This window comes from Hyphococcus aureus, from assembly GCF_042643165.1.
Lineage (GTDB): Bacteria > Pseudomonadota > Alphaproteobacteria > Caulobacterales > Parvularculaceae > Hyphococcus > Hyphococcus aureus.
Genome location: NZ_JBHRSH010000002.1, coordinates 332,814 through 346,786 on the forward strand (window position 1 = coordinate 332,814; position 13,973 = coordinate 346,786).

The 13,973-nt window shown below is 60.3% G+C and carries 13 protein-coding genes and 1 tRNA gene; 8 read left to right on the forward strand and 6 right to left on the reverse strand.

The window, feature by feature from the left end; translation table 11 throughout:
• Nucleotides 1-14 precede the first annotated feature (14 nt).
• Genes ACFOOP_RS14650 through ACFOOP_RS14660 form a run of 3 tightly spaced genes read left to right on the forward strand, consistent with a single transcriptional unit; the run spans nucleotide 15 to nucleotide 1,955 of the window.
• Entirely contained in the window at nucleotides 15-377 is a 363-nt protein-coding gene (locus ACFOOP_RS14650) for a YciI family protein (RefSeq protein ID WP_379881860.1), read from the forward strand.
• Nucleotides 378-386: 9 nt separating this feature from the next.
• Nucleotides 387-728, forward strand: a complete 342-nt coding sequence (locus ACFOOP_RS14655; RefSeq protein ID WP_379881861.1) for a YciI family protein — start codon at nucleotides 387-389, stop codon at nucleotides 726-728.
• Nucleotides 729-731: 3 nt separating this feature from the next.
• The gene (locus tag ACFOOP_RS14660; RefSeq protein ID WP_379881863.1) at nucleotides 732-1,955 is read left to right on the forward strand and encodes an RNA polymerase sigma factor; all 1,224 of its coding nucleotides are present in this window, start codon (nucleotides 732-734) and stop codon (nucleotides 1,953-1,955) included.
• 33 nt (nucleotides 1,956-1,988) lie between these two features.
• Here the strand turns inward: ACFOOP_RS14660 and ACFOOP_RS14665 are convergent, their stop codons facing one another.
• Both ACFOOP_RS14665 and ACFOOP_RS14670 read right to left on the reverse strand, forming a co-directional pair.
• The gene (locus tag ACFOOP_RS14665) at nucleotides 1,989-2,837 is read right to left on the reverse strand and encodes a hypothetical protein (RefSeq protein WP_379881864.1); all 849 of its coding nucleotides are present in this window, start codon (nucleotides 2,835-2,837) and stop codon (nucleotides 1,989-1,991) included.
• 83 nt (nucleotides 2,838-2,920) lie between these two features.
• Entirely contained in the window at nucleotides 2,921-3,661 is a 741-nt protein-coding gene (locus tag ACFOOP_RS14670; RefSeq protein WP_379881865.1) for a histidine phosphatase family protein, read from the reverse strand.
• A gap of 194 nt (nucleotides 3,662-3,855) precedes the next feature.
• Between ACFOOP_RS14670 and ACFOOP_RS14675 the strand changes: the two genes are divergently transcribed.
• Entirely contained in the window at nucleotides 3,856-5,610 is a 1,755-nt protein-coding gene (locus tag ACFOOP_RS14675) for a D-alanyl-D-alanine carboxypeptidase family protein (RefSeq protein ID WP_379881866.1), read from the forward strand.
• Between the two features lie 38 nt (nucleotides 5,611-5,648).
• A complete protein-coding gene (locus ACFOOP_RS14680; protein ID WP_379881867.1) occupies nucleotides 5,649-7,004 on the forward strand; it encodes a GGDEF domain-containing protein in 1,356 nt (451 codons plus the stop codon).
• Nucleotide 7,005: 1 nt separating this feature from the next.
• Here the strand turns inward: ACFOOP_RS14680 and smpB are convergent, their stop codons facing one another.
• Together smpB and dapA are read right to left on the reverse strand one after the other, a co-directional pair.
• Nucleotides 7,006-7,479, reverse strand: a complete 474-nt coding sequence (gene smpB, locus ACFOOP_RS14685) for an SsrA-binding protein SmpB (RefSeq protein WP_379881868.1) — start codon at nucleotides 7,477-7,479, stop codon at nucleotides 7,006-7,008.
• Entirely contained in the window at nucleotides 7,479-8,360 is an 882-nt protein-coding gene (gene dapA / locus ACFOOP_RS14690) for a 4-hydroxy-tetrahydrodipicolinate synthase (protein ID WP_379881870.1), read from the reverse strand. Before dapA ends, smpB begins: the two co-directional genes overlap by 1 nt.
• A 275-nt stretch (nucleotides 8,361-8,635) precedes the next feature.
• Between dapA and ACFOOP_RS14695 the strand changes: the two genes are divergently transcribed.
• Nucleotides 8,636-11,347, forward strand: a complete 2,712-nt coding sequence (locus ACFOOP_RS14695; RefSeq protein ID WP_379881871.1) for a lytic transglycosylase domain-containing protein — start codon at nucleotides 8,636-8,638, stop codon at nucleotides 11,345-11,347.
• A gap of 8 nt (nucleotides 11,348-11,355) precedes the next feature.
• On the opposite strand, the gene ACFOOP_RS14700 is transcribed toward ACFOOP_RS14695, so the two are convergent.
• Nucleotides 11,356-11,448 (reverse strand) — tRNA-Ser (locus ACFOOP_RS14700).
• Between the two features lie 162 nt (nucleotides 11,449-11,610).
• Between ACFOOP_RS14700 and ACFOOP_RS14705 the strand changes: the two genes are divergently transcribed.
• Both ACFOOP_RS14705 and ACFOOP_RS14710 read left to right on the forward strand, forming a co-directional pair.
• Entirely contained in the window at nucleotides 11,611-12,168 is a 558-nt protein-coding gene (locus ACFOOP_RS14705; RefSeq protein WP_379881872.1) for a VOC family protein, read from the forward strand.
• A 44-nt stretch (nucleotides 12,169-12,212) separates the two neighbouring features.
• Nucleotides 12,213-13,598, forward strand: coding sequence for a TolC family protein (locus ACFOOP_RS14710; RefSeq protein WP_379881873.1), 1,386 nt, complete (start codon nucleotides 12,213-12,215; stop codon nucleotides 13,596-13,598).
• 3 nt (nucleotides 13,599-13,601) lie between these two features.
• Here ACFOOP_RS14710 and grxD read toward each other — a convergent pair whose 3' ends face one another.
• On the reverse strand, nucleotides 13,602-13,931 hold the full coding sequence (gene grxD / locus ACFOOP_RS14715; protein ID WP_379881875.1) for a Grx4 family monothiol glutaredoxin: 330 nt from the start codon (nucleotides 13,929-13,931) through the stop codon (nucleotides 13,602-13,604).
• Between the last annotated feature and the right edge of the window lie 42 nt (nucleotides 13,932-13,973).

The following is a 13,973-nucleotide window of genomic DNA, read 5'->3' on the forward strand; positions in this document are numbered from 1 at the left end:
TCCAGGAGTTGATCATGAGGGTCATGATACTCGCCCATGAATCGCCGGGCGACTTTGCGCAGCGCGATGATCAGGAAAAGTCTGCAACTTACATGGGCGAATGGTACGCCTATAGCGGGGCGATGAAAGAAGCGGGCGTGATGCTCAAGGGCGCCGCGCTGGAACAGCCGTCGACCGCGACGGTCGTTTCTGTGCGGAACGGCGTCAGAAAAGTCGAAGACGGGCCCTTTCCGGACACCAAAGAACAACTCGGCGGTTTTTTCGTTATTGAAGCGCCTGACATGACGAAGGCGGTGGAATGGGCGTCGAAATGCCCTTCGGAAAAGACCGGTTTTGTCGATGTGCGCGCGATCCCCGATTACGGCCAGGACGAATAGGAGCGCGCCATGAACTATCTGTTGATGCTTTACGATAATGAAGATGAATGGGCCGCCATGGAGGACGAGAAACGCAATGGCATTCTCGGCTCTTATTTCGCCTATACGGACGCGCTGCGCGACGCCGGCGCCTATGTCGACGGCAACCCGCTTGAACACTCGAAAGAAGGAAAACGGGCGCGGCAGGGACGGGTCGAAGACGGTCCCTTCGCAGACGGCAAGGAGACGTTGGGCGGATATTATCTGATCGAGGCGCCTGATCTCGACGCGGCGCTTGACTGGGCGGCGCGTTGTCCCTGCGCCAGCTTCGGCTATGTCGAAGTGCGCCCCGTCTGGAATGTGGGCGGTTAACGGATGAAGGACGCGCGGGCGATCGCGGAAGAAACCGCTCGCGTATCCTATGGCCGTCTGCTCGCCTGGCTGTGCGCGCGCACGGGTGATGTGGCTGCGGCGGAGGACGCGCTTGCGGACGCCTTTCGCGCGGCGCTGGAGCACTGGCCGAAAACCGGCGCTCCCAACTCGCCGGAAGCCTGGATCATCACCGCAGCGCGGCGCAAACTGATTGATCAGGGCCGCAAGGCGAAAACGCGATATGAGGCCGAGCCTGCGCTGGCGCTCGCGGCGGAGGAAGCCGAAGCAAAAGCGATTGATGACTCCCCTTTCCCCGATGAACGGCTGAAACTGATGTTTATCTGTGCGCATCCGGCGATCGACGTGAATGTGCGAACGCCCCTGATGCTGCAGACCGTGCTCGGTCTCGACGCCGCGAAAATCGCGTCTGCGTTTCTAACGTCGCCCAAAGCCATGGGCGCGCGTCTGGTGCGGGCCAAGCGCAAGATCAAAAGCGCCGCCGTACCTTTTGTTGAGCCACCGCTGGAGCAAGTGCCGGAGCGGATGTCCGCGGTGCTCGATGCAATCTACGCCGCCTTCGGCGCGGGCTGGAACGAAGTGGACGGCTCCGGACAAACAGGCGACCTGACGCAGGAGGCTATTTTTCTGGCGCAACTCGCAACGTCGCTTGCGCCAGCACAGGCGGAAGCCTGGGGCCTGCTTTCCTTGATGCTGCATGCCGAGGCGCGCCGCGATGCGCGCCATTCCGGCGGCGCTTACATACCGTTGTCGTCGCAGGATACAGCGCTCTGGGACCGGCGGATGATCGCCGCCGCTGAAGAGGCGTTGGCGACCGCATGGCGTCTGAAATCCATGGGACGGTTCCAGCTGGAAGCCGCTATTCAGTCGGCGCACGCCGCATCAAGGCTCACCGGACGCGACGTCCAGAACGATATTATTTTGCTTTATGAAAATCTCGTCCGCATTGCGCCGTCAACGGGCGCGGAGATTGGCTACGCCGCAGCGCTCGCCAGCGCGGGGCGTGCCGAGGACGGATTGAAGGTTCTGGACCGCATCGAGAAAGACCGCATCCAGACCCATCAGCCTTTCTGGGCCGTGCGCGCCCATATTCTCAAAGAAGTGGGCCGCAATGAGGATGCGAACGCGAGCTATGACCGGGCGATCGGCCTGTCTGACAATGACGCTGCGCGCGCTTTTTTACGGTCACAAAAAACGACGCCGGTTTGACCCGGCGCCGCTGTTCTTGTCCTGGGTGAAAACCTAGAACCAGTAGCTCTTGCCGAGGCGCTGAATAAAGAGCGGCGTTGATGACGGGATCATATCAACGTTCCACTCGACGGTTTCTCCAACGCTCGCCTGATAGGATTCAACCTGAATAGCGTAGCCCTCGGCTTCGACGCGCACCCACAAACGCGCATCGTTTGAGCGGGCGGGAACGCCAGCATGAATTACCAGCGAATTTCCCTGTTTGCGAACTGTGCCGCCGGCGCTGCGAAAAAGATTCCACGTCTGGTTAAGATCTTCATTATGCAGGCGTCCACGCAGGGAGCCGCGGCGGATCATGGTGTCTACGTTATCCGGCAGGCCGTTCGGAAAGTTAATCACCAGATGCACGTCATATTTCGCCGCGCCGCGTTCGCTTTGCGCCGGAACATACTGCGCCGCCGTGTAATTCGCCTGGTAGATGCGCCCTTCCATGGAGGCTTCGCGAGTCGCCGCAGGTTCAAGCCCGGGAAGAGAATCGTTGATGCCTTGAATGCCGCCAGCGAGGTCGGCGGGGATCGCCGTCATCAAAACCGCGAGCAAACCGAAACCTTGTGCGAAGGCGCCTTGCCTTGTGATCGGCTGGAAATAAAAAATCGAACCGGCGCCGACGGCGGTCATGCCCAAGACGACCATCCACAATGGAATGTCCGTATACCCGAGCAGGCTGCCAAACTGGACGAACCACTGATTGATCGTGAACAGCGCGGACGATTCGCCCTGCTGCTGATAATCGGTCACCAGCGCTGCGATGATGCCAGCCGCACCTGACAGGGCGAGCCCGGCCATATCTGCAATTGTATAACTGCCCGGCGCCTTGACGCCCTGTTTCACACCATACGGCATTTGAAAACGCTCCCTCACAATACCCCTGCCGCGGATTTAACCACATATTTGCGAAAGGTTTAAGGCTGTTTCTGAGCGGCGTTTCAGGCGACTTCGCTGTTTCTGGGCCGCAGGCCCCCGAAATCCACGTCGAACAGGTGTTCAAGGCTGGACCGGGTAAGCCCTTTTTTCACAAAGTCGTAGGCGGTTACATTCAGCGCTTTCAACGCCATACGCTCAATCTGGAGGCCAGTTCCGGCCTCGTTCGGGGTCACATCCACGTCAATAAGATTGAGACAGGCCAGATCCTGCTCGAAAGCGGCGATCGTAGAGAGCCCGCCTCCGCATGCCCAGCCAAGCGCGATCCGGTTCACGCCCTCATGAGCGACGACAAGCGCTGTCCGCCACTCACGCGTCAGAACCAGTTCCTCCAGCGCGGCGATGATGCGGCGCTGAGCGTTTTCAAAGGTTTCCCCGTCCGGAAGGAAACTTGCCCCCGGCGCATCGGCCTCATCGAAACTATAGGCGAGCCGCGCCGCAAGCTCTTCCCGGGAGGTCGCCTTGATCCAGCCGCTCTTGATTTCTTCTAGGCCTTCATGGGCGATGAGTTCGGGCGGCGCCTTGTTATCGGAGAGCACAATCTCCGCCGTTTCACGCGTGCGCGGCAGGCCGGAATAAACGGCGAGGTCGAAATGCGCATGGCTGAGGGCGGCCCCGGCGGCGCCCGCCTGCTCACGCCCCATTTCGGTCAGAGGCACCATGCGGGGGTCCGTCAGGTCCGGCGCGAAATAGTCCACATGCCCATGCCGCATGAGGTAAATACGCCGCCTGCCTGCGCCTTTCATTGTCTCCGGCCTTTCTGATCTGCCAGCCGGGCATAGCCAAATCGGTCCGGATGCGCCAGCGCCAGCACTGCATTCCCGGCGCAAAAATCCCCTGTCAATGGCTCGCGTCGCGCCGTTCCGGGTGATAAAGTCACCCTTAGGGGAAAATCCGGAGGGGACCGGAGGGCGTTTAGTTGAGGGGTAGTCTGAGGGCGATGGCGTTTCGTTCGCCGACATATCTGGCCGGGGCCTTTCTGATCCTGGCGATCAGTTTTGCCATCTATTTCAACGTTGCTGTCCGTGTGGACTCGAGCGCCGCTCTGGCGCGGTTTGACCAGCTGACGGCGCAGAATGCGTCGCGCCGCGCCGCCGTTCATGGCGAACGCGCGCTGCGGCTTCTGACAAAAGAAGGCCAGAGCGAAGAACAGCTCGCCCCCTTGATGCTGCGGGTCGCCGATGCGCAATTGTCGCGCAATCGCAATGAACGCGCCGCCGGCCTTCTGCGCGACGCCCTCGCGACAAAGTCTTCGGACACGCTCAACCGGCGCAAACGCGCCCTTTATGAAGACAAGCTTGCGCGCGCATCGGTCCTGTCGGGCGATATTGAAACGGCAGTCGCTATCTACGCTTCCTTTCTGGACCTTGCGGGCGATGACGCCGTGCGCAGCGCCGATGAGTCGGCGGCGATCTCGGCATTCTACGCTGATCGCGTCGCTGAGGCGGAACAGCTTTTCGCCGCCGCGCTAAATCATGCGCGCCCTTATGAATCCACCGTCGGCGCGCGCGAGGCGCAGCTCGCCGCAGCGACAAATATGGCGTCGCTCGGCTCTTTTTACGCCATGCGCGAACATGGCGCTTATGCTGCGGCGGGCCTTTTATCGTCGGCCTATCTGATCCGAACGAAGCTGCTTGGCGGAGATCATCAGGATACGGTGCAACTGACGCTCGTGCTGGGGCCGGTTTATTCCGGTATGGGCAGGCTCGATGATGCAGAGAAGCTTTATCTTGACGCCTTCCATGCGCAGGAACAGCTTAAAGGCGCGAACAGCCCCGATCTCAGTCTCTATATCAAGCTCCTCACCGGCATTTATGAAAGACAGGGCCGTTACACCGAAGCGCAGGCCCTGCAAGAGCATATGCGCAATCTTTTCCGCGATGCCTTTGGCGCACAGCGTTACGCCATCAATCGCGAGCGCGACCGCCGTGAGGATATCAACCGGCCGGTGTCGCAACTGTTCCTTTTGAAATCCGATTATGCGCCGGGCGATCTTGTTTCCGCCGCTGAATTTTCCATCCCGACGGCGAAGTCGCCGAACATAGATGAAATGAAATTGCGGCTCGCGGGCGACCCCGATGCAGACCCGCGCGAGGCCAATCTGCCCGCCCGGCTGGCGCAACTGATTTCGTTGTGCCGTTCTGAATCGGGCGAGCGTATCTCCCTGCGCTCCGGCTATCGCTCCTACGCCACGCAGAAAGGGCTTTACGCCAATATCGGCGGTAAAGGCACCGTGACGCCGCCCGGCATGTCCGAGCACCAGACCGGTCTCGCCGCCGACATCAATGTGGAAAACCGCTTCATGAGGCCGAGCGACCGCGCCTATCAGTGCTTCGAGGAAAACGCCTATCGCTTCGGCTTCATCCTCTCCTACCCGCCAGGCAATAATTACCTGCCCGGCGCAGACCCTTATGAGCCCTGGCACTGGCGCTATGTCGGCGTTTCCACCGCTCAGCTTTACCGTGAGGCTGGCCCCTATCAGAAACCGCAGGAATTCCTGGCCGCTCTTCCCTGCTACCAGGAGCGGGCCGCCAATGGTGTTTTTCCCGCTAGCGGCGAAGACGACCTCTGTCTTTCGGCCAAGCCGGAAATCAAGGTTGCGGCGAGCGAAAAGGACCGTCTGCAACCTGCCGAAGAAGACGGCGATGCGGCCCGTATCTTGAATAAACTCCCGGCAGCGCGGGCTCCGCGCTGACAAAGAGAAGCGGCGGCAAGCCGTGGCCGGGTGAGTTCATGCAGGAAGATATCGGCGCTTCGCCGAAAGCACGTATTGTTTATGTTGGCGATGGCGACGAAGGGCGCGCAGCGTTAACCGTCGCCTTCGAGGACGCCGGCTATGCCCTTGTCTCGCATGAGGACGCTTCGCGCGCGGACGCCGATATTGGCCTGATTGATCTGCGCGGCCGCCATGTGTCGAGCCGCAAGGCCCAGTCCATCGCCGGGCTCCTGCGCAAATCCTCGCCGGAATCGTCGATTCTGATCATCATCGATCCCTATATCGACGAGACGGCCCGCCGCGCTCTGCGCCGCCATGGCGAACTCGTGGTTATGCTCACCAAACCGGATGGGCTGATCGAACGCTGCCGTCAGGTTCTGCGTTTGCGCAATATCGCCGAGGAAGCCGGCGAGCGGCTCAAAAGTCTCGCCAGTCTCAACCGCCTCAATGACTTCCCTCCCATTTCGGCGCCGGCGGGCGCCTTGCGGGTTCTGATTGCCGGCGAGGCGGGGCCCGTCGCCCTCGCCGCGCTGAACGCCCTCAAGCCTGTTACCGAACAGTGCATATGCGTATTCTCTGCGGGACAGGCGCTGCGAGCCGCGGAGAGCATGCAGTTCGACGCTGCGATCTTTTTACCCAAACGCGACAGCGATCCCCTGATGAGCCTTTCCCGGTCCCTTCGCCGTCATCCCAAACACGCCAATATGCCGATCATCTTTCCTTTGCATGATCCCGACGAAGCGGCTGACTACGCCATACGCGGAGCATCGGACTTCATGCTCACCGGTCATATCCCCGCCGATCTCAGTCCGAAAACCCAACTCGCTGCGCGCCGCGCGCGGCTCCTGAAATCCATGCGGAAATTTCTTCAGGCTTGTGAGGGCGATGGCGTGCGTGATGCAGGCTCCGGCGCCTTTACGGCCACTTTCCTTGCCGAGCATGGCGCCAGACTTTGCGCCCGCGCCGATCAAAGCGGGCGCGGGCTTTCCATGATCGCATTGCGCATCGAAACCGAGTCGAAAGAGCATGGCGAGGCAGAGCCCGGCCGCCGCGCCTTGCATCAGGCGGCGCGGCTTATCAATCGCGTCACTCGCGCCGAAGACATGGTCACGCGCATCGCAACGGACACTTTTCTTGTCATAATGCCGTCAACCACAGAGCGCGATGCAGGCAAGGCGGCGTTGCGAATACAGGGCGTTCTTGAAAACACTGTTTTTCGCAGCGCCGGCGATGACCTTCTGTACGGGGTTAATGTCTCCGCAGTTCCTTGCAAACGCCCTGAAGGGTTATGCATCGAAGAATGCGTCGCGCTGGCCCTGGCGATGCTTCGCGAAAACGCGGAAATCGCTTTTAACGGCGCACCCCGATTGTGATTTAACCGCGGTCGCGCAGCAGCCGCTGTTTCTGTCGGTTCCAGTCTCGTTCTTTCGACGTGTCCCGCTTGTCGTGGATCTTCTTGCCCTGAGCAAGCCCGAGTTCGAGCTTGGCGCGCCCGCGCTCATTGAAATAGAGCCGCAAGGGCGTCAGCGTATAACCCTTGCGCTCCACCGCTTGCGCCAGACGCGTGATCTCGCGCTTGTGCAGCAATAGCTTGCGCTTGCGTTTCGGTTCGTGGTTTTCGCGATTGCCCGCTGAATATTCCGGAATATTGGCGTTGATCAGCCAGATCGCGCCGTCCTCCGGCGAGGCGTAGCTTTCTGCGATATTGGCCTTGCCTTCACGCAGCGCCTTCACCTCGGTGCCGGTCAGCATGATCCCCGCCTCGATCACGTCCTCAACGAAATATTCGTGACGCGCCCGGCGGTTCTCCGCAATGATCTTGCGGCCTTCTTTGTCTTTGTCGGACATCAGCCGATCAGGCCGAGCTCTTCCAGAGCGGCCCGCACCTTTGCTTTCGATGCATCATTCGGCGCAACCATGGGCAGGCGCAACTCGTCTGTGCAAAGTCCCATCAAAGACAGCGCGTATTTAACCGGGCCGGGACTGGCGTCGGAAAAGAGCGCGTCATGGAGCATCGTCAGCCTGTCCTGAAGCGCCCGCGCGGTGACATAGTCGTCATTGAGACAGGCATCCTGCATATGCGCGCACAGATCCGGCGCGACATTTGACGTTACGGAAATGCAGCCAACGCCGCCCATAGCGTTGAAGCCGACCGCCGTCATGTCCTCACCCGAAAGCTGGGTGAAATCGGGCGCACATTCGCGGCGCTGCACCGCGACGCGGGCGAGATCGCCGGTGGCGTCCTTGACGCCGACAATGCGCGGCAGTTTCGACAGCGTCGCCATTGTGTCCCGTGCGAGACCGACAACCGTGCGCGCAGGGATGTTGTAAAGAATGATCGGGATGTCGGTCGCATTATGCAGCGCGGTGTAATGTGCGACGAGGCCCGCCTGGCTCGGCCGGTTATAATAGCCGGTGACCGCCAGGATCGCATCGACGCCGATATTTTGAACGCGCTGCGCCATGGAGATGGCGTAGGCGGTCTCATTGGAGCCGGCGCCGCCGATGACGGGAACGCGCCCGCCGGCGACTTCGACGCAGAGCGAAATCACTCGCTCATGCTCTTCATCCGACAGCGTCGCCGATTCGCCGGTTGTCCCCACCGGCACGAGGCCGTGAGTGCCCGCCGCGATCTGGCGTTCGACCATGTTCTGAAAGGCTCCCTCGTCGACGGCTCCATCCCTGAAAGGCGTGACGAGGGCCGTAATTGACCCTTTAAACTGTGTCATTGGCTCTGTTTTTCTCAAATTTAAGGTCACCCCTAGCGTCACCGCGCGGTTTCAGCAAGCGCTGCTGTTTGGATGGCGCGCAGTTTAGGCTATTGTAAGGCTAACCGGTGTTCTGAAGCGGGAGTTTAGACGGTATGGTGCGTATAGCGCCCAAGGGGGGGATCGCCTTGGATATGGCATGGCGCTTTCCGGGAAGGGTTAAAATAGCGCTCAAGGCCGCGGCGGCGGCGTTGGCGGTATTAACTGTCACTGCGCCTTTCAGCGCCGGCGCGAGCATGAGCGAAGTTGCGCCGCGCATAAAGCCGCCTGCGCCCGGACCGCTCTATATGAGCCGGGGCGATAAGGAGCGACTGCTTGCAGCGCACGCCGCTCTCAAAACGCACCAGTTTCCCACAGCCATTTCCCTGATCAGCCTTGTTCAAGATCCTATCGCCAAGGGGCTTGGCGAGTGGATGTATTTCATGGCCCAGGACCCAGCCGTGGATTTCAATCTGGCGGACTCTTTCCTTGACGCCAATCCCGACTGGCCGGCGCGCTCGCGCATCCATGCCTGGATTGAGAAAAAGATTCCGGACTCCGCGCCAGCCGATCAGGTCCTCGCCTTTTTCGATACGAGAGAGCCCGTCACCGGATATGGCAAGCTGCAGCTTGCGCGCGCGCTTTTCGCCGTTGGCGATATCACCGGCGGCGAAGAACAGCTACGTGACGCGTGGATCAACAGCACCTTCACCCTGGCTGAGGAAAGGCGTGTCCTTTCCAGTTATGGCGGCCGGCTGACCGAAAAAGACCATGCGGCTCGCGTCGATCAATTGCTCTGGGGCCGTCAGGTCACGAACGCCCGCCGCGTATTCCCTTATCTCGACTCTCACGATCGCAAGAACGCGGAAGCCCGCGCCGCGTTATTATTACAGGCGTCGAGCGCTCAGAAAATGTTCGACCGTCTCCCGGAAAAAGACCAGCTCGATTCCGGCATGTTGCATGCGGCGGTTCGCTATCATCGCCGCCGCGGCGAAGAACAATATGCAATGGCGCTGGCGCAATTGGCGCCGGAAGACCCGGCGGAGATCCGCGATGGCGGACGCTGGTGGGATGAGCGCAACCTTCTCATGCGCTGGGCGTTGAAAAACGGCCGCTTCGCCGATGCTTATGAAGTCGCCGCCGGTCATCGCATGAGCGAAGGCGCCGACTACGCCGAAGCCGAGTTTTACGCGGGCTGGATTGCGCTGCGGTTCCTGAATGCGCCGGAACGGGCGGAGACTCATTTCCTCGCGCTCGCCTCTGAAGTCGGTTCGCCCATCTCGGTTTCTAGAGCGCAATACTGGCTTGGCCGCGCCGCAGAGGCGAAAGGCGATACCGCCAGCGCGAATGCGTATTACGCTAACGCCGCGCAGCATTATTATTCCTATTACGGACAATTGGCGGCCGAAAAGCTTGGCGGTGCCTTTGTGGCTTCCAAATTCGACGAGGTCGCGCAATCTTCGCCGATGGACCGTGCGCTCTTTACGTCGCGGCCCACCGTGGCGGCGCTGCGGATGCTGACCGATCTCGATCTTGAATATGAGTTCATGGTCTTCGCTTATCATGTGGACGATCAACTGGAACGTCCCGGCGAGTATATCGAACTAGCCAAGCTCACTAATGGTGAAGGCGCCCCGCATCTGACTGTGCGCGCCGGCAAGGTGGCGATCCAGCGCGGCGCCTTTACGCCCGATGTCGCCTATCCATTGATCTTCGTGCCGGATGAGGCTGCAAAATTCGTCTCTCCGGAAATCATCCTTGGCCTTTCCCGTCAGGAGAGCGAGTTCAACCCCCGCGCCTATTCGCGCGCGGGCGCCCGCGGCGTCATGCAGCTCATTCCGACAACGGCGCAGATCACCGCACGCAAGGAAGGTCTGGTCTATTCACGCGGCGCCTTGCTCGATGACCCGGCCTACAACATGACTCTTGGTTCTGCGCATCTATCCCATCTGATTGACCGTTTCGATGGTTCTCTGGTGATGACTTTCGCCGGATATAACGCCGGCGCTGCGCGTGTTGATCAGTGGGTCGGAGATTATGGTGATCCGCGCAGCGACAGTGTTGATCCGCTTGACTGGGTTGAGCTGATCCCCTTCTCCGAGACACGCAACTATGTGCAGCGCGTTCTTGAGAATGTGCAGGTCTATCGCGGCCGGCTGAATGAAAAACCGATCCCCGGAAAGCTTGCCGCTGATATTGAGCGCGGCGGCGCGCGCAACCGTGTTGCGAATGCTCTGGCGCCGTCAGTTGTGCTGGCGAACGCCGCGTCGCGCTTCGGCCAGATGACGCTACCGCCTGTGCCGGCGCGCACAGAAGAGCGCGCAAGACTTTATGCGATGAAAAATCCGCCGCGCATGCCCGGCGATATGGGCGCACCTCTATTGGCGCCTGATGAGGCCGCCAGTGCGTCTCCGATCGCATTCAACGCAGAAGGCGAAAACCAGGCCGAAGAGACTAAAAAGAACGCCAAGCGCCGCAAGAAAGTCGTGCAGGGCGAAACCCCAGTCCCTGTACTGACGCCCAAGCCGAAATCGGCTGAAGCGCCGGTCAAAAAAGAAGACGTCGCCAGTCAGCTTGTGAAATCGGCGAAAGACGCAGCTACAGAGGCTGCCAAGTTGATTGTTCCTCCAGCGGCTGCAGAGGAGCCGGTCGCCGAGGCGCACATCATCACACCCGAGGCCGAACCGGCGGCGGAAAACGATCTTGTCGAAGACATCATTGAGGAAGAAAATCTGGCGGAGAACGCCGGAACGGTTGAAGGCGCGCTTATCGAGGACGCCGCCGACATGCCGCCAATGGCCGAAGATGAAGCGGAACAGGTCGTGGATTTCAGCTCTCCGCTGAGTGAGCAGGAATATTGTCTCGCCTATCGTGAGTTCTTGTTGCGCAACGCTGAGGAAGGCATGGACGCCGCCGAGCTCAACGCCAAAATGCTGGCGGACCTCGAAGATCGCGGCATGTGCCAGTAGCAGAAGACTGGCGGAGACGAAGGGATTCGAACCCTCGAAGCGGGTTTAAGCCGCTTACTCCCTTAGCAGGGGAGCGCCTTCGACCACTCGGCCACGTCTCCGCCGCCGGTAATGCCCGTAATTGATTGGCTTTGCAAGGCGTTACGCGCCCTTCCCTCGCAGCGCGCTGGAACCGCCGGAATGCAACGGCCAAATCCCCCATCGCGGGCTACTATTGCTCAGAGTCGGAGATAATCACGGCCGTTAACCGGGAGCGCAACGTCATGGGTCTTTACACCTTCGGTCAGCCGCAGGGCGGCATCATTCAGACGGCCTATGTGGTCGCCGATATCCACGACGCCATGGAGAAATGGCGCGCCCGTCTGAATGTCGGCCCGTGGTTCCTCCTCGATCACTTCACCGGCGAGGACGGCGTCTATCGCGGCGCGCCGGCGGTGGCTGATATCTCCATCGCCATGGGCTTCGCTGGCCATATGCAGATAGAGCTTCTGCAGCCCAATGACGACCATCCCTCGGTCTATAAGGAAACGATCGAGGAGCGCGGCTATGGCTTCCATCATTTCGGCAAGTCCTCCATGAACTACGCCGCCGATCTGAAGGACTATAAGGCGCAAGGGTATGAACTTGCCTTTGAAGCCAAGGTGCCGAGCGGCGGACTGGTCGGCTATCTCGACACCAAAGGCGAGCTGCCCGGCTTTCTTGAACTGATCGAAGACACGCCCGGCCTCGATGAGATGTTTTCCTCGTTCTATCGGGCCTCGCTTGTGTGGGACGGAAAGGACCCTGTGAGGTCCATGCTGACGGGTGAGCCGATCGGCTAATTCATCTTTCGTTAACCAAATCCACATTATCCGGGGAGATCAGGATGTGTGGATCAATGGCCGGTAAATACCGTTTTCTATCAGTGCTTTGCGTGTTTGCGCTTGCGCCGGTTCAAGGCTTTGCCGACGATGCGGCCGGGAGCGTTTATGACGCGTTTGACGGCGCGGCCGCCGTCGATCTCGAGGCGCAGGCGCCGGGCACTGTTATCGCCGCCATCCGCGACGCCCTCCGGCATAATCCCCAACTCCGTATCGCCGAGGCCCGGCAGGACGCAGCAAAGTCAGAACGCTTTCGGGCGCTTGGCGGTTTTCTCCCCGATGTTGAAGCGACGGCGTCCTATACGGATGACCGCTGGCGCAGCGACGGTCTTGAAGTCGTGGGCATGAGTGAAGGAACCACGCTCGGCGTGACGGCCGTGCAGCCGCTGTTTCAAGGCCTGTCGGCGTTTAACCGGTTCCGCGCGGCGCGTGCGCGCGTTTCACAATCGGAACTTGCGCTGCTTTCAACGATGCAACAGACCGCGCTCGACGCAGCGCGCGCCCACGCCGGGGTTATACTTGCACGCAAGATTGTGGATCATCGTATTGAGAATATGGGACTTGTGAGCCAGCAACTGAACATTTCAGAAAAACGCACGGAGGCCGGCGCCCAAAGCCGCACCGGCGTCGAGCAGGCGCGTATGCGTCTTGCGCAGGCGCAGGTTGATCTTGGCGAGGCGCGCACGCGCCTGGCGCAACAGGAAGCCGCCTTCATCCGCATCACCGGGCGCATGCCCGCAGCCGAGATGACGGAGGATATGAGCGATCTGGCGGATGTCTTTTCTTCACTGGAGGACGCCCTTGCGATTGCCCGCGAAGGCAATCCCGCCATCGCCGCCGCAGAGTCGGCTGCAAAAGCAGCGCGTCACGACAAGAGCGCGGCGACCGGCGCGATCGCCCCGCAACTGACGCTCGAAGGCAGTTATTTCAAACGCTACGGCGAAGATCCGCTGATCGCATCGCAGGCCGATGAAGAATATCAGCTTGTGGCGCGCATGCGCATGCCGCTTTTCCGGCAGGGAAACAACATAGCCAATGTGCGTTCCGCCAATGCGACGGTTGCGCAACAGGAAGCCCAGACGACAGCGACGCTCCTGGCGGTTGAGGAAATCGTCAATCGCACCTGGCGTCAGCTCGAACAGGCAAAGGCGCGCCGCGTCGCCGCTGAGTCCGGCATTGAGGCCGCGCGCCAGTCCGTGCGCGGGCTTGATATGGAATATTCGGCGGGTCAACGCAGCGTCATCGACGTACTCGACGGACAACGCGATCTCGTCATTGCGCAGATCAATGCGTCACAAGCCGATTATGAAGTTCGGGTGACGCAATATGAACTCGCCGCCGCGACCGGCACCATCTTCGATGCGTTCGGCGAAACGTCGGGTTTGAATTAAGACTTATTCAGCGAGGGCGAGACCTTGTTGTTTCAGGAATTCGCGCAGTTCGCCCTGCTCGAACATTTCCCGAATAATATCGCAGCCGCCAACAAATTCGCCTTTGACGTAAAGCTGCGGGATCGTTGGCCAGTCGGAGAATTGCTTGATGCCATTGCGAAGGTCGTCCGATTCAAGAACATTCGCCGTCTGATAGTCGACGCCGAGATGATCGAGGATCTGCACCACCACCGATGAAAAACCGCATTGCGGGAATTGCGGCGTTCCCTTCATGAACAGCATGACAGGGTTGGCGTCGACCTGCGCTTTGATATCGGCCTGAATGTCGCTCATAGGCGGAACTCCTTTACGTCTGGGCGATAGCTAGGCGCCCTG